This is a genomic window from Rhodococcus indonesiensis, from assembly GCF_047782815.1.
GTDB lineage: Bacteria > Actinomycetota > Actinomycetes > Mycobacteriales > Mycobacteriaceae > Rhodococcus > Rhodococcus indonesiensis.
The window spans coordinates 3170833-3197197 of sequence record NZ_CP180630.1; the positions used below are offsets into that span (position 1 = coordinate 3170833).

Sequence of the window (26365 nt, forward strand, 5' to 3'; positions counted from 1 at the left end):
GCACCAGGCTCCTCTCGCTCCGCGGCAGTGTCTCTGCCGTTCTTCGTACTCCCGCGGCCGCGATGTGCCCGGGCTCGACCGCGGTGTCACGGTACCGACGTGTCAGGTTACCGACGGGCGGCGGCGGCGCCGACAGGTGCTCGGCGATCGACCGCACCCGCGCGGCTCAGTCCACCTGCAGGATCAGCTTGCTGCCCGGGTCGGCCGACAGCGGCACGCCCTCGCGCTGCAGCAACCACGAGGCGATCGTGTGGAACAGCGGTGCGGCGGACTGGCCGCCGCTGCCGTCGGCGCTGCGGGTGGGCGCGTCGAGCATGATGCCGATCACATAGCGGGGACGGTCGGCGGGTGCGATCCCGGCGAAGGTGATCCAGTAGTTCGAGTTCGAGTAGCACTTGCACGCCGGGTCGACCTGCTGCGCGGTGCCGGTCTTGCCGGAGACCTGGTAGCCCTCGATCGCGGCCGGGGTACCGGTGCCGCGCTGATTGCCGGTGTCGTCCTGCACCACGGCCCGGAACATGTCGCGCACCGTGGCGGCAGTCTGCGGGCTGACCACCCGCACCGGATCCGGCCGGGGTGTGTCGGTGCGGGTGCCGTCCGGGGCCACGACGGCCCGGACGACGCGCGGCGGGATCCGCTCGCCGTCGTTGGCGATGGCCTGGTAGATCCCGGCCATCTGGAGCAGCGTCATGGACAGACCCTGCCCGATCGGCAGGTTGGCGAACGTGCCACCGGACCACTGCTCGCGACTGGGCACGCTGCCGGCGGACTCGCCGGGCAGGCCCACGTCGGTGCGCTGTCCGAGACCGAACAGGTCCAGCATCTGCGCGAACCGGTCCTCACCGACCCGTTCCGCGAGCATCAGAGTCCCCACGTTGGAGGATTTCCCGAACACGCCGGTCGCGGTGTACGGCACGACGCCGTGGTCCCATGCGTCCTTGACGGTGACGCCGGCCATCCGGATCGTGCCGGGTACCTGCAGCACCTCGTCCGGGGTGGTGAGCCCGTCCTCGATCGCGGCGGCCGCGGTGACGATCTTGTTCACCGACCCCGGCTCAAAGGGGGTGCTGACGGCGGGATTACCGAGTTCGGCGTCCTTCGGGTTGTTGCCGACCCCGATCGAGGGGTCGAACGTACCGTCGTTGGCCATGGCGACGACCTCGCCGGTCCGGGCGTCGAGTACGACGGCGGAGGCGTTCTTCGCCCCGGAGAGGTCCTTGGCCCGCTGAACCTGCTGCTGTACGTAGTACTGGACGTCGGAATCGATGGTCAGCTCCACCGCGGAACCGTCGACGGCGGGCTGCTGATCGCGCCAGCTTCCGGGGATCACAGCGCCGTCGGAGCCCCGGTCGTACGTCGACGAACCGTCGGTGCCGGCGAGCACGGAATCCATGGCGTCCTCGAGGCCGAGGAGGCCGTGCCCGTCCCAGCCGGTCGCACCGACGAGATTGGCGGCGAGCGAACCGCCGGGATACAGCCGGATGTCCTGACGCTCGAGACCCACCCGGTCGTACTCGTCGACGATCGCGGTGGCAACCGCCGGGTCGACGCCGCGCGCCAGATAGACGAATGTCTCGTCACTGCGGAGCTTGTCGAGGATCTCGTCCTCGGGGGCGGCCGCCCCCAGCGCCTCGTGGATCGCGGCGGCGACGCCTTCCAGATATGCGTCGGTCTCGGGCTGTGTCGGGTCCTGGGCACGCGCCTCGTCGAGTTCCCGTCGCACGCGCACGGGCTGGAACGTGAGTGCCTTCGCCTCCATCGTGTAGGCCAACGGACTGCCGTTGCGGTCGGCGATGGTGCCGCGGGTAGCGGGCTCGACGAGCCGCGTCGTGCGCTGGCTGGCCGATTCGGCGGTCAGCTGCGGAGCCTGCACGACCTGAACCCACAGCAGTTGTGCGGCCGCCACCCCGAGCGCCAGGAACATCACCGCGCGGCCGTACCGGTAGCGGAACCGGAAGCCGGTGGTGTCGGCCCCGCCGGAGCCCGGGCGGGAGCGGGCCCGCCGGACGGGCACCGGCCGGCGGGAGGGAGCGGGGCGGCCGCGGACCGGCCGGGAAGACGGTGGGGTCCCTCGCCTCACCGGCGCCCGTCCTCGGCTTGCGTCGCAGGGGTCACGGGCACCAATTGTTCCGGCTGACCGGGCGCGGCCCCGGCATTGCCGGGCGACGGCGTGGCGTTCTCGGGTGCCGGGGCAGACTCGGCGGGCGGCGGCGTGGCGTTCTCGGGTGTCGGGGCAGATTCGGCGGGCGGCGGAGTGAGTGGGGATGTCGTCGCGGTAGGAGCCTCGCCGGTGGCGGCACCCGAGGGCGCGGCGGACCGATCGGCGCCGGACGACGGGGTCACCGGTCGCGGATTCTCGCTGCCCGCGCTACCCGCGAGGGGCGGAAGCTGCGCCCGGGCCCGGTCACCGGGGGCCGGCGGGGTCAGCGGCGCGGCCGGAGCCCCCTCCGCGGGTGCGGGCGTTCCCACCACCTGTACCCCGCCGTCGTCCCCGACGACGAGGCGTGCGACCTCGCCGGTGGGGATCATGCCGAGCTTCGCGGCCTGCATCGCCAGCACCGGCGCCGAATTACCGGCCTGGACGTCACGTTGCAGGACGGCGCGCTCCTGGACGAGGCGCTGGTTGTAGTCGCGTGCGGCGCTGAGCTGGTAGGAGTCCTCCGCGGCGCGCGTGGTCAACAGCAGGGTCACGGCCATGCCGATCCCGAGGAGAGCGATGATGGTGGCCACGAACGGAATTCGCGCCGCCACCCGAGCGCTGCGGCGTGCCGGGGCGGGAGTCGCCGGCTCCGCGCCCAGATGCGCCGTACGCCGGCTGCGCCGCTGATAGGCGCGCTGCGCCGCCGTCGATCGCGCCGGCCGGCGAGCAGGTGCTGCCACCTGTACGGTCATCGGTACCTCCTGGCGATTCGTTCCGCAGCACGCAGGCGCACCGGCGCCGAACGCGGATTTGCCTCGATCTCCTGCTCCGTCGCCCGTTCCGCCCCGCGGGTGAGCATCCGCAACTCCGGCCCGGTACCCGGGAGTTCCACCGGGAGCCCCTCGGGACTCTTCGACTTCGTCAGCGGCGTGAGAAGCTGCTTGACCACGCGATCCTCGAGGGACTGGTACGACATGAACACCACCCGTCCCCCGACGGCGAGCGCCTCCAGGGCGTCCGGGATCGCGGCGCGCAGCGAGTCGAGTTCGCCGTTGACCTCGACGCGCAGCGCCTGGAAAGTGCGCTTGGCGGGATGCCCGCCGGTACGGCGGGACGCGGCCGGGATGGTCCGGTAGAGCAACTCCACCAGCTCCCCGCTCGTGCGCAACGGCGCCTTCGCCCGCTGCCGAACGATCTCCGAGGCGATCTTCCCGGCGAACCGCTCCTCCCCGTAGGTGCTGAGGATGCGGGCGAGGTCGCCGTGGCTGTAGGTGTTGAGGACGTCGGCCGCGGTGATTCCCGTGGTGGGGTCCATGCGCATGTCCAGCGGGGCGTCGCGGGAGTAGGCGAAGCCCCGCTCGGCCTCGTCGAGTTGCATCGAGGACACGCCGAGGTCGAACAGGATCGCATGGACGGATCCGACCCGATCCAGTCCGCAGGACGCGAGGGCGTCGGCGATGCCGTCGTAGCGGGTGTGCACGAACCGCGTGCGGCCGGCGTACGGCGCCAGCCGCCGGCGGGCGACGGCGAGCGCGTCGGGATCGCGATCGAGTCCGATCAGGTGCGCGCCCGGATAGGTACGCAGGAAGTGCTCGGAGTGTCCGCCGAGACCGAGGGTGGCGTCCACGTAGATCGCCCCTGCACCGGCGGCTTCGAGGGCGGGGCCGAGCAACTCGTCAGCGCGGTCGAGCAGAACCGGGATATGACCGAAGCTCTCCGGACTCGCGGCCTCCGGGACTGCCGCCGCGTCCTGCCCCTCCGCCATTCTTCCTCCGGTTGTCCTGCTCGGTTCGTGGGCGATCGGATCGTGGCTTCGGTCGGGGCGTCGCGGCTGGGTCCGGAGACGACCGCGGCGAATGCATCGAGGTCTCTGTCCGAACTGGAAACCTGGCGTTGGGGAAGTACGTCAGGGTTCCGTTTCACGAACCTGGCACTGGGGAAGTGTGTCAGGGTCGCTGTCGGGCAGAGGCCTCGCGGCACTCGCCGCGGTGGCGCTACGGTCGTTGCTGCGGTTCCGGTCATAGAATGTCGTGCAGGGCCTCGTCTCTCGCTTCCGAAAATTCTTCCTCGTGCTCGGCGAGGTACTGCTCCCACGCCGCCGCGTCCCAGATCTCCAGGTGCTTGACGGCACCGATCACGACGCAGTCCTTCGTGAGTCCCGCGTACCTGCGGTGGGCCGCGGACAGGGTGATCCGGCCCTGCGCATCGGGACGTTGCTCGTCGGTTCCCGCCGCCAGGCTCCGGAGGAACGCCCGGGCCTGCGGATTGCTCCGCGAAGCCGCGGCGGCACGCTCGGCGAGGGCGGCGAACTCGTCGCGAGGGAAGACGGAAAGGCTGTGGTCCTGACCCTTCGTGATCATCAGCCCTCCCGCCAGTTCGTCTCGGTACTTGGCAGGCAGCGTGAGCCGCCCCTTGTCGTCCAGCTTGGGCGTGTGGGTACCGAGGAACACTCGACACCCCCCGCCACGCCCCGGCCGGACCCTGTCCTTTGCTCGACGGAGGAACCCCTCCGCCGCGACCCACACTACCCCACTTTCCCCCACGTTCAACCGCTTACGCGCCGCCGCGCGGCGCCGTTTTTCGACTGTCCGCAGTTCAGGGCGGGTGGGGCAGAGTGGGCGACGGCGACGAGGCAGTGCCGCCGTGCCGCGGGAGACGGGTCCCCGTCGCGCGACGACGAACTCGGGCCCGGGAGAACACCCTGGTCGCCTCGCCTCGACGGGCGCCTCACCGGATCAGGGCACGACGGTGGGGGGCGGTGGGGCATGACGGTGGGGGGCGGTGGGGCCCGGTGTGCCACGCGCCGGGAAAAGCCGAACGGCGCGCCCCGGCAACCGGGACGCGCCGTTCCTGAGAACTCGCGTGAAGTACTGCGCGCTACTCCTGCTCGAAACGCCGGCGGAAGCGGTCCTCCATCCTCTTGCTGAACCCTCCGCCGGACTTGCGGCCGCCGCGGGGTCTACCTTCCGCGGAACCGCGACCTGTTCCGCGGGGACCGTCGCCGGCGCCTGGACCGCGCTTGCCTCCGAGGAGGAGCAGGACCCCCGCGCCGAACATGACGATGAATCCGACGAGACTGATGATCGGGAACCCGCCCGGCTTCACCGGGAGGGCGACGCCTGCGATCAGCAACGCCAAACCCAGTGCGAACAACGCGCCGGCCTGGAGCCGACGCCGACTGGACGCCATCCCCATCCGGCTTCCCCGGACGGTAGAGGCGAACTTGGGATCCTCAGCATAGAGCGCGCTCTCGATCTGTTCGAGCATGCGCTGCTCGTGCTCGGAGAGTGGCACGGTACCTCCCCCGGCACTAAACGGTGGCCGCCGGATCTGCGGTCCAGATCGACGGGGGGCCGACTTTGACGGCCGCCTGGCTCAATAATACGAGTACATCCCGGCGGGGACCACAAACTGCGGATTCGAGTTCGATCACGGTTCCGAAGGACCTGCGTACGAGGGGCCGACGGACCCGGCCCGGGCCGTCGAACGACCCGGGCTGCGTCCCGCACCGATCAGGCGGTGCGGCGGCTGGCTCCCGACCCCGGGTCTGCGCCCCCCGACCGGTCGTCCGCGCCGGTCAGGTAGTCCTCGACCTCGTGGAGGAAACGGCCCACCTCGTCGTAGAAGCGGCTCGCCTCGTCGGCAGGCACGGAGCGGGTGACCCCCGCCTCGATCGCCGCGCGGGTGTCGGAACGATCGGCGAAGAAGTCGGCCCAGACCGCGAACCCCGGCTCCGCGCGCGCCATGAGCACCCACGCGTTGCGGGTGCGGGGACGACGCACCGGTCGGACCGCCCGCAGCTCGGCCCCGGCGAGTACGGCCCCGGCCCCGCGCAGCGCGGCGAGATACGCCAGATGGAACCGCTCGGACGGTTCCGGGGTGCCGGCGGCGGCCGAGAGCAGCTCGTCCGCGCGGTCGAGCAAGGTTGCGGCGCGCGAGGACACCGGGCGGGCGGCGCAGTCCGGACGGCCGACGGCCCGCGGACCGGTCGCGCCCGACGGTGCAGCAGCCGACTGTGTGGTTCGTGCCGCGATCATCACTCCGAACACCTCCCTGCACCCCGCCGGGCACCGGCCGGGTCACGGCCCCGGCGATCCGGCGATGTTCGCTTCCCTCGAACATCGCCGGATCCCCGGTATCGAACATCCGTTCGACGTATTCAATATAGCTGCACCTACCGACACGCAGTCAAGGGAAGGCGGTCCACTCCCCGTCATGAGTACGGATGCGAGCCCGCGGGGCGCGGCACCGATCGTCGTCGATCTCTCCGCCGCCGAGTTCCGCGCGCGGCTGCCCGAGGTGCTGCCCATCTACGTGGCCGCGATGCGATACCCGCGCGGCACCGAGTACCACCGCGCGCCCATGTGGTCCGAGCACTCCGCCCGCCCGGGATGGAAGGCCGTCGCGGCGGCTCTACCGGAGGAACCGTCGACGCTCGTCGCGATCGCCTACGGCTATTGCGGGTCACCGCATCAGTGGTGGAACCAGCAGGTGCGGACCGGGATGCGCCATGCCGGCTACCCGCCGGAGACGATCGACGCCGTCCTCGGCGACTACTTCGAACTGACCGAGCTGCACGTGCGGCCGGACGCCCAGGGGCACCGTATCGGCGAGGCGCTCCTGCGCCGGCTCCTGAGCGGCCGCCCCGAGCGCACGGTGCTGCTGTCGACTCCCGAGACGCCCGGCGAGGACAACCGGGCCTGGCGGCTGTACCGGCGATTCGGGTTCCGCGACGTCGTCCGCAACTTCCGGTTCACCGGGGACGCCCGTCCCTTCGCCGTCCTGGGCCGGGACCTTCCGCTCGAAGGTCCGTAGCGTGGACGGGGTGATCGATGCCGTCGTAGTGGGTTCCGGGCACAACGCCCTGGTGAGCGCGTGCTACCTGGCCCGCGCGGGCCGGTCCGTGGAGGTGCTCGAGCGGGACACCGTGCTCGGTGGCGCCGTGTCGACCGTGGAACGCTTCCCGGGCCACGCGGTCGACCGCGGCTCGTCGGCCCACGTCATGATCCGGCACACCGGCATCGTCGAGGAACTCGATCTGGCCGCGCACGGCCTGCGCTATGTCGACTGCGACCCGTGGGCGTTCGCCCCGGCCCCGGCGGGCAGCGACCGCCCGGGGATCGTCTTCCATCGCGATCTCGACCGCACCTGCCGATCCGTCGAGGCGGCGTGCGGTCCACGCGAGGCCGACGCCTACCGCCGCTTCGTGACGGTGTGGGGTCCGCGCAGCGCCCGGGTGATGCGCTCGTTCTCGGTACCACCGACCGGCCGGCACCTGCTCTCGTCCTTCTGGGGTCTGGACACCGGCAGCGGCGGCAGTGACCTCTCCCGCCAGTTCCTCGGCACCGGCGACGCCCTCCTCGACGAGTACTTCGACGACGAGCCGCTCAAGGCCGCCCTCGCCTGGTTCGGTGCCCAGTCCGGTCCCCCGATGTCCGAGCCCGGCACTGCGCCCATGGTCGGCTTCGCGGCATTGATGCACACCCTGCCGCCCGGGCGGGCGGTCGGCGGGAGCGGCGCGCTGACCCGGGCCCTGTCCACCCGCCTCGGGTCCGACGGTGGGGCCGTCACCCTCGGCGACGCCGTCACCGAGATCCGCCGCGCCGGGGACGGCTGGGCGGTGCGCACCGACTCCGGACGTGTCGTCACCGCGCGCACCGTGATCGCCGGCTGTCACGTGCTGACCACGTTCGATCTGCTCGAACGCGGCGGATTCGACCGCGCCCGCCTCGACGCGTGGCGGCGCCGGATCCGCGTCGGCCCGGGCATCGGCATGGTGGTACGCCTGGCGACCGACGCGCTGCCCCGGTATCCGAGCGGGCCCGCCGACGCCGCCGAGGCCGTGCGCGGCCTGCAACTGCTCGTCGAGGACCGGGCCCGGCTCCGGCTCGCGCACGGCGCCGCCCTGGCGGGGGAACTGCCGCCGCGGCCGGCCGTGCTGGCCATGAGTTTCACGGCGCTCGATCCGTCGATCGCCCCGCCCGGCGAACACCAGGTGACCCTGTGGTCGCAGTGGCACCCGTACCGGCTCTCCGGCGACCGGCAGTGGTCCGCGCTGGCCGAGCCGGAGACGGACCGGATCGTCGCCGAGATGGAGCGGTTCGCGCCCGGCTTCGCCGGCTCCGTCCGGCACCGGCACATCCAGACCCCGCACGAGATCGAACGCGAACTGGGTCTGATCGGCGGCAATGTCATGCATGTGGAGATGTCGCTGGACCAGATGTTCATGTGGCGGCCGCTGCCGGAACTGTCCGGGCACCGGGTCCCGGGCGCCGACGGTGTCTATCTGACCGGCGCGTCCACCCATCCCGGGGGCGGGGTCTCCGGCGCGAGCGGGCGCGCCGCCGCGCAACTGGCGCTCGCCGATTCCGCGGGTGGCCCTGTGCGCCGCGCGCTGGGGCGGTGGCGTCGATGAATCGGCTGCCCGTCGTTCTCGCCGGTTGTGCGATCGCCGCGCAGATCGCCTACCCGCTGACCTCCGGCCAGGCCCGCGATCTCGTCACCGTCGCCGTGGTCACCCTTCTCGCGGCCGCCGGGCTCGCGCACGCGGCTGCGCGACGCGGCGCGGTCTGGACCGCCGGGTTCTTCGCGATCACGGCAGGGATCGGCTTCGCATCCGAGGTGGTGGGCACGGCGACCGGGTACCCGTACGGTTGCTATGCGTACGCCGCCGACCGGCTCGGTCCCGCGCTGTTCGACGTGCCTCTCGTGGTGCCGCTCGCCTGGACCGCGGGGATGTACCCGGTCTGGTACGTGGCGTCGCTGCTCGCCGCGCGCAGCGGGATCTCGCGGCCGGACGGGAACCGCGAGCGGGTGACTCGCATCGCGCTCACCACGGTGGGCATGGTCGGCTGGGACCTGTACCTCGACCCGCAGATGGTCTCCGACGGCCAATGGAGCTGGTGCAACGGCGGCGGCCTGCCCGGTATCGAGCAGATCCCGCTCACCAACTACCTCGGCTGGATCGTCGTGGCCACGCTCATGGCCGTGGCATTGGACCTGCTCGACCGGACCGGACCGGTGCAGCCGGGCACCGACACCGTCCCCCTGGTGCTGTTCGTGTGGACGTGGCTCGGGTCTGCGCTCGCCCACAGCGTCTTCCTGGGCGCGCCCGAGCTGAAGTACTCGGCTCTCTACGGGTCGGCGGTCATGAGCGTGCTCGGCATCCCGCTGTTGTTGTCCCTGCGGCGACGCGCCGGGACCGGGGCTCGCGTCTGACACGTCACCCCGCTCCTGGCACGATGTCGCTGTGCAGCCGCCCACCTCGCCCCGCTCCCGCCGACGGTCCCTCGCGGCGGCGGCGCTCCTGCTCCTGCTCGTCCCCGCCCTCGCCGGCTGCCTGCGGGTGCAGGCGACGATGGGGGTCTCGGCCGACGACCGTGTCTCCGGGCAGATCGTGGCCGCGACGATCCCCGCCGACGAGAACGACAAGGGACCGCAACTGACGGCTCCCGGCTCTCTCGCCGGCAAGGTCCGCGTGCAGGAATACGACCAGGACGGGTACGTCGGTAGTCAGGTGTTCTTCAGTGATCTGAGCTTCGGGGACGTGCAACAGCTGGGGTCGATGTCGGACCAGACCTCGGGCACCTTCCAGCTCGCGCTGCAGCGCGCCGGTGACCTGGTGAGCGTCAACGGCAAGGTCGACCTCGAGTCGGTGCCTGTCCAGGGCACCGACGTGCAGATCACGATCGCGTTCCCGGCCCGGGTCGCGACGACCAACGGCAACCGTGAATCCGACTCGATCGTCACGTGGAAGCTGCCGGCCGGTGAGGTGAGTACGTTGCGCGCCGAGGTCCGCTACGCCGATCCGAACACCAGGGGGTTCGCCGGCTGGGCGGGAATCGTCGCCGGCGTCACGATCGGTGTCGCGGCGATCATCGGAGTACTCGCCTGGATGAACCGCAACCCCGCGCCCGCGCGACGCAGCCGCGACGACGCGACGGCGTCATAGGCGATGCGGCCGTTGGTCGGCGTCGTCCGCGCCGGGGCCGTCGCCGCGACCCTGGGAGCCGCCGTCGCCGTCGCCAATCGCCTCACCCTGCCCCGGCTCGCCCCCGGCGATGTCGTCGACGAACCGGTGACGGTGATCGTCCCCGCCCGCAACGAAGCCCGTCGCCTACCTCGTCTCGTCGCGGATCTGCGCGCCCAGCGCGGTCTGCGCCGACTGCGGGTGGTGATCTTCGACGACGACTCGGTCGACGGCACGGCCGAGGCGGCCCGGCTGGCGGCCGGGGAGGATCCCCACGTCACGGTGATGCGTTCGACCGCGTCGCCACCACCCGGGTGGACGGGCAAGGCCGCGGCATGCGCACGTGCCTACGCCGCCACCGATCCGTCCGGCGTGGTCGCCTTCGTCGACGCGGACGTGCGGTTGGCCCCCGACGCGGTGGCCTCCGCGGTGACCGTGCTGAGGGACCGTGGGGCCGACCTGCTCACCCCGTGGCCTTTCCAGCAGGCCGGCTCCACCGCCGAGCAGCTGGTGCAGCCGCTGCTGTTCTGGTCCTGGTTCGCGACGCTGCCGATCGCGGTGTCCCACCGCTCGAACCGGCCGTCCACCGCGGTCTCGTGCGGACAGTTCCTCGTGTTCGACGCACAGGCGTACGCCGCGGTCGGCGGGCACGTCGCGGTGGCGTCCAGTCCCACCGAGGACCTCGACCTCGCCCGGGCCCTGCGCCGGGCCGGGCGGCGCACGATGGTGGCCGCGGCCGGCAACGTCGTGTCCTGCCGGATGTACGAGGGCGCTGCGCCCTTGCGGGCCGGGTACACGCGCTGGCTGTGGTCGGCGTTCGGTTCCCCCGCCGGATCTGGGGCGGTGCTCGTCGCTGCCGCGGTGACCTACGTGCTGCCGCCCGTGGCGGCGGTGCTCGGCCGCGGCCCGGCCCGGCGCTGGGGGGTCGTGGGGACCGCCGCGGCGGTCGTTTCCCGGACCGTGGCCCGCGCGACCGAACGCGGCGGCCTCGACCCGTCCGATCTGGCAGCCGCCTGCACCCACCCCTTCGCGGTGGGCGGGTTCGCGGCGCTGACGATCGACTCGCTCCGCGCGCGGCGCACCGGCCGGCTCGGCTGGAAGGACCGGCCCCTGCCCTGAGTCGTCTGTCCTGAGTCGTCCGGCCTGAGCGCCCCGCCCAGAGCGCCCGGGTCAGACCGCCGTGGGCACCGCGATGCCGAGGCGGGCGAGCACCTCGCGGGTAGCCCGCGCGAAGTTCAGGGTGATGAAGTGCAGGCAGGGCGCGCCCTCGGCGATGAGTCGCTCCGCCATCTCGGTGGCGACGTCGATGCCCACTTCGCGCACGGCGGCACGGTCCTCCTCCGGGCCGTTCCCGGCGGCCCGGACGAGGCGCTCCTCGAGGGTGGCCGGCAACTTCGACCCGGACAGCTCCAGGCTGCGCCGCGCCGTGCGCAACGACGTGATCGGCATGATCTCCGGGATGATCGGCTTGGCTCCCTGTTCCGGGTCGTAGGCCACGACTCGGTCCCGCAGCCGCAGGTAGTCCTCGACGTCGAAGAACATCTGTGTGATCGAGTACTCGGCGCCCGCGCGCAGCTTGTGGACGAGATACCGCGTGTCGTGCTCGAGGTCCGGGGAGCGGTGGTGCGCCTCGGGGAACGACGCCACTCCGACGTGGAAGTCACCGAGGTCGCGGACCAATCGGACGAGTTCCTCCGCGTACTCGAGCCCCTGCGGGTGCCGGGTCCATTCGCCCAGCGGATTTCCCGGCGGGTCACCTCGCAACGCCAGGATGTTGGTGATGCCACGATCGGCGTAGGCACCGACCATGGCACGAAGTTCGTCGACGCTGTGCCCGACGGCGGTCAGATGCGCCACCGGCAGGAGCGTGGTTTCCTCCGCCAGCTCACCGGTGACCCGCACGGTGCGGTCCCGGGTGGAACCACCGGCTCCGTACGTCATCGACACGAAGGCCGGGCCGAGGCGTTCGAACTCGCGCACGGCACGCCACAGGCGCGCCTCGGCGTCGGCGTCGCGCGGCGGGGAGAACTCCACCGAGAATGGGATTCGCGCGCCGCGGGGCGCACGGAGACGGTCCACCACCGACGGCGTACGGGATTCTCCACCGCCGACCGGCCCGCTGTCGGAATCGAATGTCACCCGACCAGCATAGGGGCACGTCGGAGCGGGCCGAACGGGGGCGAGGCCCCCGGCCGCCGGATAGGGTGGGCGCGGGTGCACTCGGCGCGTTTCGTTGCGCGATCGGGCCGCACCCGCCGTCGCCCGACGGGCCCGTCCACACACGACCAGGAGGACGCCCTGTTCACCGGATCCGAACCCGTGCCCGCCGCCTTGTTTCCCGATCTCGTGGAGGGCGCCCTGCGCGACTTCTTCGTCTCGCGGATCGAACTCGTCGAACCGATCGGCGGCGGCTACCCCGAGGCCGTCACGGCACTCGAATCCTTCGTGCTTCGCGGCGGCAAGCGGGTGCGTCCGGCGTTCGCGTGGAACGGCTGGATCGGCGCCGGCGGTGACCCCTCCGGTCTCGACGCGCCCGCGGTGCTGCGAGCCTGTTCGGCACTCGAACTGATCCAGGCCTGCGCTCTGGTGCACGACGACATCATCGATGAATCCACCACCCGCCGCGGCTTCCCGACCGTGCACGTCGAGTTCGCCGACCGGCACCGCGCATCGGGCTGGCGGGGCCGGCCCGAGCAGTTCGGCACCGCCGTGGCCATCCTCCTCGGTGACCTCGCTCTGGCCTGGGCCGACGACATGGTTCGGGAAGCCGGACTGGATTCGGCCACGACCGCGCGGATCGCACCGGTGTGGTCGGCGATGCGCACCGAGGTCCTCGGCGGGCAGTTCCTCGACATCGCAGGCGAGGTGTCGGCCGACGAATCCGTGCCCGCGGCGATGCGGGTCAACCGGTTCAAGACCGCCGCGTACACGATCGAACGGCCGTTGCATCTCGGCGCCGCGCTCGCCGGTGCCGACGACGCCCTGATCGCCGCCTACCGGGAGTTCGGCACCGACGTCGGGCTCGCCTTCCAGCTCCGCGACGACCTCCTCGGCGTGTTCGGAGATCCGGAGGTCACCGGCAAACCGTCCGGCGACGACCTGCGGTCGGGCAAACGAACCGTGCTGTACGCGCTGGCCCTGGAATCCGCCGACGCCCGTGACCCCGAGGCCGCCCGGTTGCTGCGCGAGAGCATCGGCTCGGACCTGTCCGACGCGGACGTCGAGAAATTGCGGACGGTCATCACCGACCTCGGGGCCGTGGACCGGGTGGAGCGGCGCATCGCCGCGCTCACCGACGCAGCGCTCGCGACGCTGGACGGCTCGAGCGCGACGGACGAGGGCAAGGCCCGTCTGCGGGCGGCGGCGCTCGACGCGACGCGGCGGGCCGCCTGATGCGCACCGTGAAGGACGCCGAGCGCGTCGTCGTCGTGGGGGCCGGGCTCGCCGGGCTCTCGACCGCGCTGTATCTGCTCGGCGCCGGGCGCAAGGTGACCGTCCTCGAACGCGAGACGACCGTCGGCGGCCGGGTGGGAGTGCACGCCGGACCCGGTTACGAGATCGACAACGGCGCCACCGTGCTCACCATGCCGGAACTCATCGCGGACGCGTTGGCGGCCGTCGGCGCCGACTTCGAGTCCGTCACCCCGGCGGTACGGCTGAGTCGGCTCGCCCCGGCGTACCACGCCCGGTTCGCCGACGGCACGACCCTGGACGTGCACACCGATCCGGACGCGATGGTCGCCGAGATCACCCGGGTGTGCGGAGCCGACGAGGCGCAGCGCTATCTTCGGCTGCGCTCCTGGCTCGCGGAGATCTTCGACGCCGAGTTCGACCGGTTCATGGCCGGGAACTTCGACTCCCCCCTCGACCTGGTCGCTTCCCCCGCGGCGGCGCGCGACCTGGCGACGCTGCTCCGTCTGGGCGGGTTCGGCCGGTTGGGGGCCCAGGTTAACCGCCGGATCACCGACCCGCGGCTGCGCCGCGTGTTCACTTTCCAGGCGTTGTACGCGGGTGTCGCACCCGCCCGGGCGCTGGCGGTGTACGGCGCCATCGCCCACATGGACACGTCCCTCGGCGTGTACTCGGTGGAGGGTGGCATGCGGGTGCTGGCCCGCGCGATGGCCGACGCGATCGTCACTGCCGGCGGGGAACTGCGCCTCGGCACCGAGGTCACGGGTCTGGACTTCGACGGCCGCACGGCCACCGCCGTCCGCACCGCCTCGGGGGAACGCGTGCCGTGCGACGCCGTGGTGCTGAGCCCGGACCTGCCGGTCGTGGACAGGCTGCTGCCGCCACGCCGGCGGCGCCGTGTGCTCGCGTCACCGTCGGCGGTGGTGCTGCACGGGAGCGTGCCGTCCGCCGTTGCCGCGCGTTGGCCTGCGACCCACCACCACACCATCGACTTCGGTGCGTCGTGGGAGGAGACGTTCGCCGAGATCAGCGCGGGACGCGGCCGCGGCCGGCTCATGAGCGACCCTTCGCTGCTGATCACCCGGCCGGCGTTGAGCGACCCGGGTCAGGGCTTCGTCCGCGACGGCGTGCGGCACGAGCCGCTGTCGGTGCTCGCGCCGTGCCCCAACCTGGACAGCGCCCCGTACGACTGGTCCGCGCTGGCCGACCCGTACGCCGCCGAACTGCTCGCCGTCCTCGGCCGGCGCGGATACGACGGCGTCGCCGACGAGTTCCGCATCGATCACATCGACACCCCGGCCACCTGGCAGGCCCGGGGCATGCTGGCGGGCAGCCCGTTCTCCGGGGCGCACGTCTTCCGGCAGACCGGACCGTTCCGGCGGCGGAACCTGGATCCACGCCATCCCAACGTCGTGCTCGCGGGCTCCGGGACCGTGCCGGGGGTGGGCGTGCCGACGGTCGTGTTGTCGGGCCGGCTCGCGGCCGAGCGGCTCGGTGTCCGCACCGCGCGGTGAGTGGTGGACCGCGGACGGTTGCGGCTGAACTAAACTGTCACCTCGTTCACCTGTCCGCCCGCGCCGCGCCCGGGCCCCGCACCGTCCACGACTTCCCGGGGGAGGAACTCGCAACCATGTCGTCCCCTGCCCCTTCCGACGCTGCTCCACAGCATCCGTCGGGACCGCAGCGCCCGCCGGAAGCACAGCGCCCGCCGGAAGCACAGCCTGCCGGCTCGAAGCCCGCACGGAGCAGACCCGGCGATTTCCTCCGGAGCCCGGCCGGCAATGCGGGCCTGCTGGGCACCCTCGGCGCCGCCTTCGTCACGTTCGGCGGATTCGGGGCCGGAAGCGTCCGGCGGCAGGACCCGCTGCTCGAGGAGCTGTACCTGTCCTGGTTGCGGTTCGGGCACGGCCTGCTGCTCTCGACGATCCTGATCTGGGCCGGTGTCCTGCTGATGATCGCGGCCTGGGTGCGGCTGGGCCGCAGCACCCTCTCCGGGCACGTGACGCTGCGCGAGCTGTGGACGGTGCTGCCCATGTGGGTGGCACCGTTGCTGATGGCCCCGCCGATGTTCAGCCGCGACGCCTACTCCTACCTCGCCCAGGGGGCGATGCTGCGCGACGGCTTCGACCCGTACCTCGACGGCCCGGTCGTCAACCCGGGTGTGCTGCTCGACAACGTGAGCAACGTGTGGAAGACGACCACCACCCCGTACGGTCCGGTGCACCTGCTGCTCGGCGCGGGCATCACGTCGCTCACCGGTGACGACGTCGTCACCGGTACCTGGTTGCTGCGGCTGACGATGCTGCCGGGTCTGGTGCTCACCGCGTGGGCCGTGCCGAAGCTCGCGCGCCGGCTCGGCGGCAACCCCCGTATCGCCCTGTGGCTGGCGGTGCTCAACCCGCTGATCCTGATCCACCTCATCGGCGGTGTGCACAACGAGATGCTGATGGTCGGGTTCATGATCGCCGGCATCGTGCTCGTGCTCGAGGGCCGGCACGTCGGCGGCATCGCACTCGTGTCCGTCGGCGCCGCGGTCAAGGCGTCGGCGGGAATCGCGCTGCCCTTCCTGGTGTGGATCTGGATGCTGCACGAACGGGACCGGGCGCGGGCGCAGGGCCGCGAACCGGCATCGCCGATCGTGCTGTTCGGGAAGACCGCGGGCGCGGGGCTGCTGGTGTTCGCGGCCGTGTTCGGGGCGACTTCGGCGCTCGCGGGCGTCGGTATCGGCTGGCTGACGGCCTTGTCCGGCTCGTCGAAGATCATCAACTGGCTGTCGTTGCCGACGATCATGGCGCACGCCGTCACATGGTTCACGCCGTGGCAGCTGGGGTCGATCCTCGACGTCACCAGGATGCTCTGCGCCGTGGCGTTGCTGGTGATCATGGTGGTGACGTGGTGGCGGTTCCGGCGCACCGAGCGCGATGCCGTACTCGGCATCGTGATCACGCTGACCGCGATCACGGTGCTTTCGCCGGCCGCCCTGCCGTGGTACTACTCGTGGCCGCTCGCGGTGGCGGCGGGCTTCACCCTGTCGACGACCACGTTGGCGGTGCTCGTGGGCCTGTCGACCTGGCTGATGCTGATCTTCAACCCCGACGGCTCGATCGGCATGTACAACATCGCCCATGTGCTCCTGGCTGTGGTCGCCTCGGTGATCGCCGCCGCGTCGCTGCGTACCGTCGACCCGCTTCGGCTGCGCGCACGACGGGAACCACCCGTCCCCGCCGTCCACCCCGATCCGAGGTGACCGTGTCCGAGACCGACGCAGGATTCCGCTACTGCGAGGAGCTGGCGGCCACGCACGGCCGGACGTACTATCTCGCCACCCGTCTCCTGCCCCGGCCACGACGGTCGGCGGTCCACGCCCTCTACGGGTTCGCTCGTCTCGTCGACGACATCGTCGACGTGACCGCCGTCGACGACCCGGCCGGCGCCGCCCGGCAGGTGACCGAAACGGAGCGCCGGCTGCACGCCGCGCTTGCGGGCGACCCCGGGCCGGCGGATGCGACCGGGTTGGTCGTGGGGGCGCTGGCCGAGACCATCCGGCGCTACGAGCTGCCCCTGGAGTACTTCGAGGCGTTCGTCCGGTCGATGCGGATGGACATTCCCGGCACCCCCGAGTTCCGCGCGCGCTACGACGACATGCCGCAGCTGCGGGAGTACATGTACGGTTCGGCGGCGGTCATCGGACTGCAGTTGCTGCCCGTGTTCGAGGTCGCCGACATCGACGCGGCCGCACCCTATGCAGCGGCGCTCGGAGAAGCCTTCCAGCTCACGAACTTCATCCGGGATGTGGGCGAGGACCTCGACCGGGGGCGCACCTACCTGCCGGCCGACACGTGGGCCGCTTTCGGGGTCGATGTCGCGCTGCTCGAGCACGGCCGGCGCACCGGCGGGACCCCGGATCCGCGGGTGCGCCGGGCACTGGCCCACTTCGTGGCGCTCACGCGGGCGGAGTACCGGCGAGCCGAGCCGGGTCTGGCGCTGCTGCCGGATCGGATCCGGCCCGGCATCCGCACCGCCTTCGCGCTCTACGGCGGAATCCTCGACGAGGTCGAGCGCAGCGGCTACCGCGTCCTCGACGAGCGCGCCGTGGTCCCCGGCCGGCGCCGTGCGCGGGTTGCGCTGACCCAGCTGGTCCGCCTGCGCTGAGCGGCCGGAGCCGGAACCGGAATCAGAAGCCGAGTGCCTGCGCCCGGCGCATGACCTCCCGCCTCGCGTGGGTGTGCATCGCCGCGGCCGGGGAGCCGCCCGTGAGCGTGTCGTCCTCCCGGAACATCCAGTTCAGGATCTCGTCGTCCCGGAATCCTCCGTCATGCAGTACCGCGATGAGACCGGGGATGCCCGCGAGGATCCGACCGTCGTCGTCGAAGAATGCCGCGGGCACCGCCAGCACGCCGTCCCGCTTGATCGCCAGGAGTTGGCGGTCGCGCAGCAGCTGGTGGACCCGGGTGATCACCAGACCGAGCTGCTTCGCCACGTCGACCAGCTGAAGCACGGGTACGGAGCGGTCGAGGACGTCTTCGCTGTAAGGGATAGCACTCACACGGTAAACGTTATCGGGTCCGTGGCGGCGGGCCGTCGACGGCCGCGCCCGTGTCACCGCGGCGAGCCGCGCCCCTGTCACCGCGGCGAGCCGCGCCCCTGTCACCGCAGCGAGCTACGGGCGGGCACCGGGCGGTTCGTGCGCTGGCTACGATCGACAGAGGCGAACCCGGCGGCATTCCCGTCGTGCGCCGCACCTGACGCAGCAAGACGACGGCACGGACACGGGGGTACACCGGGTGAGCTCTGGAGGCGACCGCCTGATCGGCGCGGTGCTCGAACGGCGCTACCGCATCGAGGCACCGATCGCCCGCGGTGGCATGTCCATCGTGTACCGAGGTACGGACCTGCGACTCGACCGTCCGGTGGCGGTGAAGGTCATGGATCCGCAGTTCGCGGCCGATCCCCAGTTCCTCGCTCGGTTCGAGTTCGAGGCGCGCTCGGTGGCGCGGTTGACCCATCCGGGCCTGGTCGCGGTGTACGACCAGGGGCAGGACGGGGATCACGTCTTCCTGGTGATGGAGCTCGTCGAGGGCGGCACGCTGCGCGAACTGCTGCGCGAGCGGGGCCCGATGCCGCCGCATGCGGCGGCGGCCGTCGCGGCGCCGGTACTGGGAGCGCTCGCGGTGGCGCACCGCGCCGGCCTGGTGCACCGTGACGTCAAACCGGAGAATGTGCTGATCTCCGATGCCGGGGAGGTGAAGATCGCCGATTTCGGCCTGGTGCGGGCGGTCGCCGCGGCGACGACGACGTCGCGCAGTGTCATCCTGGGTACCGCCGCATATCTGTCGCCGGAACAGGTGACCACGGGCACCGCGGACGCACGCAGCGACGTGTACGCGACCGGGATCCTGCTGTTCGAGATGCTGACCGGCCGCACCCCGTTCACCGGCGACACGTCGCTCTCGGTGGCCTACCAACGGGTCGATCGGGACGTCCCGGATCCAGGTGCCCTCATCGACGGCGTCCCGGAGCAGTTCGACGAGCTGGTCCGGCACGCCACCGAACGGGAGCCCGGTGAACGGTTCCCGGATGCGGGGGCGATGGCCGCCGCGCTGAGCGAGGTCTGCGATGCCCTGGCGTTGCCCCGCTACCGGGTGCCCGCTCCGCAGCGGTCCGCGCAGCATCGTTCGGCGGCCGCGGAACCGGTGACGGCCGCGGTGAACCCCGCGCCGCCGACGGTGGCCGTGCGCGCCGCGGCACCGCCGTCGCGACCGCTGCCACCGCCGACGGCGCCGGGACTCGCTGCCCAGGTCTCCCCCGCCGGCCCGCAGCACACCAAGGTCGTCACCCAGCAACACCCGCGTGCCGAGACGTCGGGACTCCGGGCCGAGCCTGCTGATTTCGCCGCCGAGCACCGACGGAACCGGCGGACGACGCTGCTGTGGCTGCTGGCGATCCTGCTCCTGGCGCTGGCCGTCGGTTTCGGCGGATGGTGGCTCGGATCCGGGCGGATGACCACCGTCCCGAGCGTCCTCGGGGTCGATCGGGACACCGCCCTCGCGGCCCTGCAGGCCGCAGACGTGAACCCCGAGGTACGAGGGGAGTACTCCGACGACGCCTCCGTCGACACCGTGCTCGGTACCGACCCGGAGGCCGGCAGCCGCGTCGCCCGGGGTGACGATGTCGTGCTGCTCGTCTCGCTGGGCCGGCCGACCGTGCCCACGATCGTCGGTGACGGTGACCGCGACGTCGTGGAACAGGAGTTGCGCAACCGGACCTTCGTTCCGGTGGACGGTGGCTCCGCCTACAGCACGGCCGTCGAGGAGGGCGGGGTCGCTGCGCTCGACCCGGCACCGGGCACGGTCCTTCCGGTGGGGGCGGAAGTCGCGGTGATCATCAGCAAGGGGTCGCCGCCGGTGGATGTGCCCGACGTCGCGGGCCGCACTGTCGACGAGGCCCGGCGGGCCCTGGACACGGTGGGACTCACGGTGCGCGAGACGCGGGAGGTGTTCGATGCGGACGTCGATGCGGGACGGGTCGTCGGCACCGACCCGGCGATCGGGAACCGGGTCAACGCCGGCGGCAGCGTCACGCTGATGGTGTCGAATGCGGTGAAGGTGCCCTCACTGCTGGGTCGCACGGTCGCGGCGGCGCGCGACGAACTCGGCCGGCTCGGTCTGGACGTCGAGGTGCGGCAGTTCGCAGGCTCCGACCGGTCGGTGGTGATCGGTCAGAGCCCGGGTGCGGGCGACCGGGTCGAGCCGGGCGGCACGGTGACGCTCACTGCCCTGCCCTGAGACCCGGCCGCCGCGCCCCGGTCAGCCGCGGAGCATCTCCGCGACCAGGAACGCCAGCTCGAGGGACTGCTGGGTGTTCAGACGGGGGTCGCACGCCGTCTCGTAGCGTCCGTGCAGGTCGATGTCGGAGATGTCCTGCGCGCCGCCGAGGCATTCGGTGACGTCCTCACCGGTGAGTTCGATGTGGATGCCGCCCGGGTGCGTGCCGAGTGCATTGTGCACCTCGAAGAAGCCCTGCACCTCGTCGACGATCCGGTCGAAGTGCCGCGTCTTGTAGCCCGTGGACGCCTCGTGCGTGTTGCCGTGCATCGGGTCGCACTGCCAGATGACCTGGTGTCCGGTCGCCTCCACCTTCGCGATGATCGCGGGCAGCAGATCGCGCACCTTCGCGTGCCCCATCCGGGAAATGAGGGTCAGCCGGCCCGGCTTGTTGGTGGGATCGAGCCGCTCGACGTACTCCGCCGCCATCTCGGGCGTGGTGCTGGGACCGATCTTCAGGCCGATCGGGTTGGCCAGCAGCTCGGCGAAGGCGATGTGGGCGCCGTCGAGCTGACGGGTGCGGTCACCGATCCACAGGAAGTGCGCCGACAGGTCGTACAGCCGGGGGTGCCCGTCGGTGTTGTCGAGCCGCAGCATTGCCCGCTCGTAGTCGAGGACCAGCGCCTCGTGGCTGGCGTAGATGGTGGCGGCCTTCAGATTGGGGTCCACGACGCCGCACGCGTCCATGAAACGCAGACCGCGGTCGATCTCGGAGGCGAGGGCCTCGTACCGCGCCCCGGCCGGGGACGAGGCGACGAACTCCCGGTTCCAATCGTGGACTCGGTGCAGGTCCGCCTCGCCGGCGGCGGTGATGGCCCGGACCAGGTTCATCGCGGCGCTGGCGTTGGCGTAGGCGCGGATGAGCCGGGACGGATCGTGTGCGCGCACGGCGGCGTCGGCGACGAGGGAGTTGATCATGTCGCCCCGGTACGACTGCAGCCCGAGCGCATCGATGTCCGAGGAGCGCGGTTTGGCGTACTGCCCGGCGATCCGCGCGACCTTCACGACCGGCAGCGACGCACCATAGGTCAGCACGACGGCCATCTGCAGCAGCGTGCGGATGTTGGCCTTGATGTGCGGCTCGGTGTTGTCGGCGAAGGTCTCGGCGCAGTCGCCGCCCTGGAGCAGGAAGGCTTCGCCGCGCGCGACCGCGGCGAGGTGGTTCTGCAGCTCCTCGACCTCGCGGGCCACGGTGATCGGCGGCACGCTCTCGAGCACGGTGCGCATCGCCGACGCCTGGTCCTCGGGCCAGCTCGGCTGCTGCAGGGCGGGCTTGGCCAGGGCCGCGTCCAGCCGTTCGCGCAGCTCGGCAGGGAGCGGCGGAAGGGTCGGCAAGCGGTCGATCGGCACATCGACAGTCCAGTTCACACCATCAGGATATGGCCCCGGCGTGACGACGGATACGCACCCCCGGGTAGGTCGACGCCACACCCCCCGCGCCGACCCCGGCGCGGGGCCTCAGCGGTACCGCCGCGCGGCCTCGATGGCCTCGAACTTGGCGAGATTGTGACGCGCGTCGGCGAGGGCGTCGTGATTGTCGTCGGGTGCGGCCGGCAGCGGCGGCCTGCCGTACTGCTCCCAGTGCTGGCGCAGTTCGCGGGTGAACTTGGGCAGCGCGTCGGGTAGTTCCGGCATCGTGCCCCAGAGCTGGACGAGCGCGACGTGATCGTAGGCCCCGAGCCAGGCCCACAGTTCGGGCTGGATGCCGGGCCGTGGGATCAGGAAGGACAGCAGTTCGTCGCGGATGCGGCTCCGGGACTTCCAGGCGGGGTGCGCGGGGGGCGGCAGCTTCGGCAGCACGTTCCGGCGCACCCACGGCCCGGCCCGCTCGGGATCGAACTCGGTCGACACCGCATAGAATTCGCGCCCGTCCTCGCAGGCGACACCGATCGACACGAGCTCGATGGTGCGACCATCCTCGATGAACTCGCAGTCGTAGAAGTAACGCACGTGCGCACATTATGCCCGGCCCCGGCCGGGCTGGTGTCGCCGGCGCCCGGCCCCGGCCGGGCTGGTGCCGCCGGCGCCCGGCGTCAGCCGGCCTGCGTGTCGGGCAGGCGGTCCGCGTCGGCTGCTGCGGCGGCCGCGTCCTCCTCGGCGGGCCGGTTCTTCAGGGTGGCCGCGTAGATGTCGACGTACTGCTGGTCCGACAGGCGCATCAGCGCGTACATCACCTCGTCGGTGACGGTGCGCTCGACGAATCGGTTGCCGCTCATGCCCTCGAAGCGGGAGAAGTCGATCGGTTCGCCGATCCGCACCGTCACCTTGGCCGGCTTCCACATCTTCGACCCGATGGGGTTCATCTCGTCGGTGCCGATCATCGCCACGGGGATCACTTTGACGCCGGTCTGCAGGGCGAGCCGGGCGATGCCGGTCTTGCCCTTGTAGAGGCGCCCGTCCGGCGACCGGGTGCCTTCCGGGTAGATGCCGAGCAGCTTGCCCTGGGAGAGGACGCGGACACCGGCGTTGAGGGCGTCCTGCGCCGCGTCGGCGCCGGTGCGGTCGATCGGGACCTGGCCGACCGCGGAGAAGAACCAGCGTTGGAACCGGCCTTTGAACCCGGTGCCGGTGAAGTACTCGCTCTTGGCGAGGAAGGTGATGCGGCGCCGTACGACGAGGGGAAGGAAGAAGGAGTCGAGGACGGCTTTGTGGTTACTGGCGAGGATCGCGGGGCCGTCGGCCGGGATGTTCTCCGCGCCTTCGATTTTCGGCCGCCCCATGAGCCAGAGCAGCGGCCCCAGCAGGACGTACTTGAAAAGCCAATACCACATGGCGTCCTTCCCCGTCTTCGAAACGCGCAGGCAGACCGTGCCTGCCGGTCGACTCTACGACGGCGGGGTGTTGCCGTGCACACCGTGGCACGCCGCGGTCCCGGCTCACACCGGGGGACGTGACGAGCATCTCAATCATTCGGTCCGTTTCGTCCGGACCGGTGCCGGGCGAGGTCGGCTGCGCCCACCAGGCCGGCGGCGTCGCCGAGGTGTGCGGCCCGGACCCGTGCGAGCGGCCGGTGGCCCCGGCCGGTCAGGGCCGCCGCGTAGTGCCCTCGGGCGTCGTCGAGGAACAGGGACGCCGATCCCGACACCCCGCCGGCGACCACGACCAGTTCCGGGTCGAAGACGTCGGCGACCATGGCCAGGCCGAGTCCGAGCCATCGGGCGAACTCGGCCATCGCCGCGACGGCGAGCGGGTCGCCGTCCTGCGCGGCTCCGGCGATCCGTCGTCCGGTCAGCGCGCCGGGGTCCGCCGCGACGTCGCGGGTGAGCTGGGAGGCCCGATCCGGGCCTGCGGCGAGCAACTCGATCGCGGTGTCCACGAGCGCGGTGCCACTGCAGTACCGCTCCCAGCAGCCGCGCTTCCCGCACGCGCAGGGCCGTCCGTCGGGAACCACCTGTAGGTGCCCGAGTTCGGGAGCGATGCCGTGCGCGCCCCGGAACAGCACACCGTCCAGCAGCAGGGCGGCGCCGATGCCGGTGCCGACGGCGACCAGCACCGTCGTCCCGACACCCGCAGCGGCACCGAACCGGTACTCGGCCCACGCGGCCGCGTTGGCGTCGTGCTCGAGAACCACCGGCAGGCCGATCCGAGCACTCATCCGCTCCGCCACGGGCACGTCCGCCCACGGCAGATGCGGGGCGTAGCGGACGACGCGACGGTCGGCGGTGAGGAACCCGGCGACGGCGAGACCGACGGCGGTGACTTCGTTGCGGCCCGCCAGGAGGGCGACGGTGCGGTCGAGGGCGTCGTCGAGGGCACGGCCCGAATGCGGGGTCGGCGCCCGGACGGTGTCGACGACGGTGCCGGTACCGTCGACGACGGCCGCGCGGATGCTGGTGCCGCCCACGTCGATTCCGATCGTGAGTCGATCCGTGCTCACGGCGCGGGTCCGATCAGCGTCGGATCGTGACCGAGATCGGCACGAACGTGCCGTTGCGGCCGGCCGGGGGCGGGTCCTGCGGACCGGGTGCGTCGGGGGCGGGGCCTGGGGGCGGAAGGTACCGGGCGAGCAGGTCCCGCAACAGCGCGATCAGGGCCGCGATCTGGGTCGCGAGCCGGGTGAGGAGCTCGTGCGGCTCACCTCGGACGGCGGCCGCCACGGCGCACAGCGGGCACCAGCTGCACGCACTCGCCGCCGAGGCGGACGCGTCGGTCGCGTGCCCGGTCGCCGCGTCGGGCGACACCGGCCGGGACGCCGCATCGGGCTCCGGCGGCCGGGGGGACGACTCCGGCTCGGCGAATCGCTGCACCGTCTGCTCGAGCCGGTCGAGGACGGCGTCGGCCAGCGCCCGCAGTTCGGTGACGAGGACGTCGTGGTCGGCGCTCATTGCGGCCACACCGCGGGATCGGGGCGGAACCGCACCAGCAGGTCCGATCCCTCGAACTCGGCGCCGGCGACCGTGCAGCGCCGCAGACCGGACGCGAGCCGCACCCGGCGGCGCATGCCGTCGGCGCCGATCACCAGGTCGTCGTCGACCCGGCCGAGCGTCAGCGATGCCGCATCTGCCAGCGGCAGATGCATCCGCATCGTGTACACCGCATCCACCCCTGTCCCCGATTCACGCTGGACCCGCACCGGCCCGAGACCGGCATCCTCCCGCGTGAGCGGTGCTGCACCGTCCGGGTACAGCGACTCCGCGAGCGCCGCCAGAGAGGCCAACCCTACCGGTTCGGCACACCGCTGTTCGCACTCGACCACGGCGACGTCGCCGAGGGTCGCCGCGAGCTCGGCCACGATCCGGCGCTGTCCTTCGCGCTGCTCGGCGAGCCAGGCCGCGGCGGGTCCGGATTCGTCTGCCGGCAGGTCCGGGACGATCCGGTTGAGGATCACGCGTTCCAGCCGCAGCCCGGCCAGGGCCGTCCAGGACCGGAGACGTTGCGCTTCGGCGATGCCGAGCCGATCGGCGGTGGCGACGAGGTCGACTCGGGTGCGCGTGTGGTCGGCGAGCAGATCCTGCACGGTCGTGACGTGTTCGACGACGCGGTCGACGAGTGCCACGACGAGGGCGAGGCGCGGGTCGGCCCCGGTCGCCGCGACGATCCGGCTGTGCCGGGGCCAGATCCGCTCGATGTACTCCGAGACCGTCGCCGGCGCGGCGAGCATGCGGAAGGCGTCCGCGGACGCGGGCAGATCGACGAGCACCTCACCCCAGCGTCCCGAGTCGGCCAGGCGGGCCACCTCGCCGAGGGCGAGGATCTCCTGTGCGCCGGGCAGGCCGGTGAGTTCCTCGGCAGCGGGGATCCCGAACCGGTCACCGTGCCCGTGGGCACCGCCCGCGGCGGCGAGAGCGGTCAGGAGCGCGAAGCGCTGCTCGAGCAGCGCGAGCGAATCGATTTCCAGGGCGTCGAGACCGTCGGCGACCGGCACGACGCGGGCGTCGACGGACCCCGCCGGCGCCGGATCGACCGTGAGGACGTCCGTCAGCGAGTGCGCCTGATCGAGCGAGACGACGAGGGTGGGAACTCCGGAGCGGGCAGCCGCGAGGGCGGTGGCCGCCGCGAGGGTCGTCTTCCCGGCGCCGCCCTTGCCGACGAACAACCGCACGGCGGCGGGACCGGGCCGCCCGGCGTGCCCGCTCAGCCTTCCACCCGCTTCTTGAGTTCCTTCAGTGCGGTGTCGGTGATCACCTTCTCGGCTTTCCGTTTGAACAGTCCGATCATCGGGATGGTCAGGTCCACCGTCAGCTCGTAGTACACGGTGGTGCCGCCCTCCGGCGCTTCGGTGAGGATGTAGGAACCGAACTGGGCCTTCTGGATCTCCCCCGCGACGAGTTCCCAGCTGACCGACCGGCCGTCCGGAGCCCACTGGTAGACCAGCTCGTACGTGTCGCGCACCACGCCTGCGTCGAGCACGAACCGGACCCGCTCGGCGCGTCCTCCGGACTCGACGGCGAGCACTTCCACGGATTTCGCTGCCGAGACCCAGGTCGGGTACGCGTCGAAATCGGCGATCACGGCCATCACCCGATCGGACGGAGCATCGATGGTGATCGACCGTTTGGTCTTCTCGGCCATGCGACGAAC

At 71.9% G+C, this 26365-nt stretch carries 25 protein-coding genes; 10 read left to right on the forward strand and 15 right to left on the reverse strand.

Annotated elements, in window-relative coordinates:
* Nucleotides 1-166: 166 nt before the first annotated feature.
* The 6 genes from ACM26Y_RS14570 to ACM26Y_RS14595 form a co-directional block, all read right to left on the reverse strand.
* The gene (locus ACM26Y_RS14570; protein ID WP_416061251.1) at nucleotides 167-2014 is read right to left on the reverse strand and encodes a peptidoglycan D,D-transpeptidase FtsI family protein; all 1848 of its coding nucleotides are present in this window, start codon (nucleotides 2012-2014) and stop codon (nucleotides 167-169) included.
* Between the two features lie 62 nt (nucleotides 2015-2076).
* On the reverse strand, nucleotides 2077-2892 hold the full coding sequence (locus tag ACM26Y_RS14575; protein ID WP_416061252.1) for a hypothetical protein: 816 nt from the start codon (nucleotides 2890-2892) through the stop codon (nucleotides 2077-2079).
* A complete protein-coding gene (gene rsmH / locus ACM26Y_RS14580; protein WP_416061253.1) occupies nucleotides 2889-3905 on the reverse strand; it encodes a 16S rRNA (cytosine(1402)-N(4))-methyltransferase RsmH in 1017 nt (338 codons plus the stop codon). Before rsmH ends, ACM26Y_RS14575 begins: the two co-directional genes overlap by 4 nt.
* 253 nt (nucleotides 3906-4158) lie before the next feature.
* Nucleotides 4159-4590 (reverse strand): division/cell wall cluster transcriptional repressor MraZ, encoded by a 432-nt coding sequence (mraZ, locus tag ACM26Y_RS14585; RefSeq protein ID WP_054373681.1) that lies wholly within the window; start codon nucleotides 4588-4590, stop codon nucleotides 4159-4161.
* A 427-nt stretch (nucleotides 4591-5017) separates the two neighbouring features.
* Complete coding sequence (locus tag ACM26Y_RS14590) at nucleotides 5018-5434, reverse strand: DUF3040 domain-containing protein (RefSeq protein ID WP_040780784.1); 417 nt, start codon at nucleotides 5432-5434, stop codon at nucleotides 5018-5020.
* 218 nt (nucleotides 5435-5652) lie between these two features.
* On the reverse strand, nucleotides 5653-6177 hold the full coding sequence (locus tag ACM26Y_RS14595; protein WP_416061254.1) for an SAV_6107 family HEPN domain-containing protein: 525 nt from the start codon (nucleotides 6175-6177) through the stop codon (nucleotides 5653-5655).
* Between the two features lie 178 nt (nucleotides 6178-6355).
* On the opposite strand from ACM26Y_RS14595, the gene ACM26Y_RS14600 reads away from it, so the two are divergent.
* The 5 genes from ACM26Y_RS14600 to ACM26Y_RS14620 are packed head-to-tail and all read left to right on the forward strand — an operon-like array spanning nucleotide 6356 to nucleotide 11228.
* On the forward strand, nucleotides 6356-6955 hold the full coding sequence (locus ACM26Y_RS14600; RefSeq protein WP_003934149.1) for a GNAT family N-acetyltransferase: 600 nt from the start codon (nucleotides 6356-6358) through the stop codon (nucleotides 6953-6955).
* Between the two features lie 10 nt (nucleotides 6956-6965).
* Nucleotides 6966-8555 (forward strand): phytoene desaturase family protein, encoded by a 1590-nt coding sequence (locus ACM26Y_RS14605; protein ID WP_416063681.1) that lies wholly within the window; start codon nucleotides 6966-6968, stop codon nucleotides 8553-8555.
* Nucleotides 8552-9358, forward strand: coding sequence for a carotenoid biosynthesis protein (locus ACM26Y_RS14610; RefSeq protein WP_054373680.1), 807 nt, complete (start codon nucleotides 8552-8554; stop codon nucleotides 9356-9358). The genes ACM26Y_RS14605 and ACM26Y_RS14610 overlap by 4 nt, the downstream gene beginning before the upstream one ends.
* Nucleotides 9359-9389: 31 nt before the next feature.
* Complete coding sequence (locus ACM26Y_RS14615) at nucleotides 9390-10091, forward strand: LppM family (lipo)protein (protein ID WP_003934146.1); 702 nt, start codon at nucleotides 9390-9392, stop codon at nucleotides 10089-10091.
* Between the two features lie 3 nt (nucleotides 10092-10094).
* Nucleotides 10095-11228: a glycosyltransferase family 2 protein gene (locus tag ACM26Y_RS14620; protein WP_416061255.1), complete on the forward strand. Its 1134-nt coding sequence runs from the start codon at nucleotides 10095-10097 to the stop codon at nucleotides 11226-11228.
* A gap of 51 nt (nucleotides 11229-11279) precedes the next feature.
* On the opposite strand, the gene metF is transcribed toward ACM26Y_RS14620, so the two are convergent.
* Nucleotides 11280-12248, reverse strand: coding sequence for a methylenetetrahydrofolate reductase [NAD(P)H] (gene metF, locus ACM26Y_RS14625; RefSeq protein WP_193788786.1), 969 nt, complete (start codon nucleotides 12246-12248; stop codon nucleotides 11280-11282).
* A 207-nt stretch (nucleotides 12249-12455) separates the two neighbouring features.
* Between metF and ACM26Y_RS14630 the strand changes: the two genes are divergently transcribed.
* From ACM26Y_RS14630 to ACM26Y_RS14645, 4 genes are all read left to right on the forward strand, one after another.
* Nucleotides 12456-13502, forward strand: coding sequence for a polyprenyl synthetase family protein (locus ACM26Y_RS14630; protein WP_040780793.1), 1047 nt, complete (start codon nucleotides 12456-12458; stop codon nucleotides 13500-13502).
* Nucleotides 13502-15034, forward strand: a complete 1533-nt coding sequence (gene crtI, locus ACM26Y_RS14635) for a phytoene desaturase family protein (protein ID WP_416061256.1) — start codon at nucleotides 13502-13504, stop codon at nucleotides 15032-15034. Before ACM26Y_RS14630 ends, crtI begins: the two co-directional genes overlap by 1 nt.
* Before the next feature lie 116 nt (nucleotides 15035-15150).
* A complete protein-coding gene (locus ACM26Y_RS14640; protein ID WP_289381055.1) occupies nucleotides 15151-16767 on the forward strand; it encodes an alpha-(1->6)-mannopyranosyltransferase A in 1617 nt (538 codons plus the stop codon).
* Nucleotides 16764-17672, forward strand: a complete 909-nt coding sequence (locus ACM26Y_RS14645) for a phytoene/squalene synthase family protein (protein WP_371382525.1) — start codon at nucleotides 16764-16766, stop codon at nucleotides 17670-17672. The genes ACM26Y_RS14640 and ACM26Y_RS14645 overlap by 4 nt, the downstream gene beginning before the upstream one ends.
* Before the next feature lie 22 nt (nucleotides 17673-17694).
* Here the strand turns inward: ACM26Y_RS14645 and ACM26Y_RS14650 are convergent, their stop codons facing one another.
* Nucleotides 17695-18066: an Rv2175c family DNA-binding protein gene (locus ACM26Y_RS14650; protein WP_268744372.1), complete on the reverse strand. Its 372-nt coding sequence runs from the start codon at nucleotides 18064-18066 to the stop codon at nucleotides 17695-17697.
* 238 nt (nucleotides 18067-18304) lie between these two features.
* On the opposite strand from ACM26Y_RS14650, the gene pknB reads away from it, so the two are divergent.
* Nucleotides 18305-20305 carry a Stk1 family PASTA domain-containing Ser/Thr kinase gene (gene pknB / locus ACM26Y_RS14655; RefSeq protein ID WP_416061257.1) on the forward strand — a complete coding sequence of 667 codons (2001 nt, stop codon included), beginning with the start codon at nucleotides 18305-18307 and terminating at the stop codon, nucleotides 20303-20305.
* A 21-nt stretch (nucleotides 20306-20326) separates the two neighbouring features.
* On the opposite strand, the gene ACM26Y_RS14660 is transcribed toward pknB, so the two are convergent.
* The 7 genes from ACM26Y_RS14660 to ACM26Y_RS14690 all read right to left on the reverse strand — a co-directional run bounded on the left by ACM26Y_RS14660 (nucleotide 20327) and on the right by ACM26Y_RS14690 (nucleotide 26356).
* Nucleotides 20327-21712, reverse strand: coding sequence for a class II 3-deoxy-7-phosphoheptulonate synthase (locus ACM26Y_RS14660; protein ID WP_003934137.1), 1386 nt, complete (start codon nucleotides 21710-21712; stop codon nucleotides 20327-20329).
* A gap of 90 nt (nucleotides 21713-21802) precedes the next feature.
* Entirely contained in the window at nucleotides 21803-22294 is a 492-nt protein-coding gene (locus ACM26Y_RS14665) for a polyadenylate-specific 3'-exoribonuclease AS (RefSeq protein ID WP_003934136.1), read from the reverse strand.
* An 83-nt stretch (nucleotides 22295-22377) separates the two neighbouring features.
* Entirely contained in the window at nucleotides 22378-23115 is a 738-nt protein-coding gene (locus ACM26Y_RS14670) for a lysophospholipid acyltransferase family protein (RefSeq protein WP_003934135.1), read from the reverse strand.
* Between the two features lie 131 nt (nucleotides 23116-23246).
* On the reverse strand, nucleotides 23247-24221 hold the full coding sequence (locus ACM26Y_RS14675; RefSeq protein WP_003934134.1) for an ROK family protein: 975 nt from the start codon (nucleotides 24219-24221) through the stop codon (nucleotides 23247-23249).
* Nucleotides 24222-24234: 13 nt separating this feature from the next.
* Nucleotides 24235-24669 (reverse strand): hypothetical protein, encoded by a 435-nt coding sequence (locus ACM26Y_RS14680; protein ID WP_416061258.1) that lies wholly within the window; start codon nucleotides 24667-24669, stop codon nucleotides 24235-24237.
* A complete protein-coding gene (locus ACM26Y_RS14685) occupies nucleotides 24666-25886 on the reverse strand; it encodes an ArsA family ATPase (protein ID WP_416061259.1) in 1221 nt (406 codons plus the stop codon). Before ACM26Y_RS14685 ends, ACM26Y_RS14680 begins: the two co-directional genes overlap by 4 nt.
* Nucleotides 25887-25918: 32 nt before the next feature.
* The gene (locus ACM26Y_RS14690; protein WP_003934131.1) at nucleotides 25919-26356 is read right to left on the reverse strand and encodes an SRPBCC family protein; all 438 of its coding nucleotides are present in this window, start codon (nucleotides 26354-26356) and stop codon (nucleotides 25919-25921) included.
* Nucleotides 26357-26365: the final 9 nt, after the last annotated feature.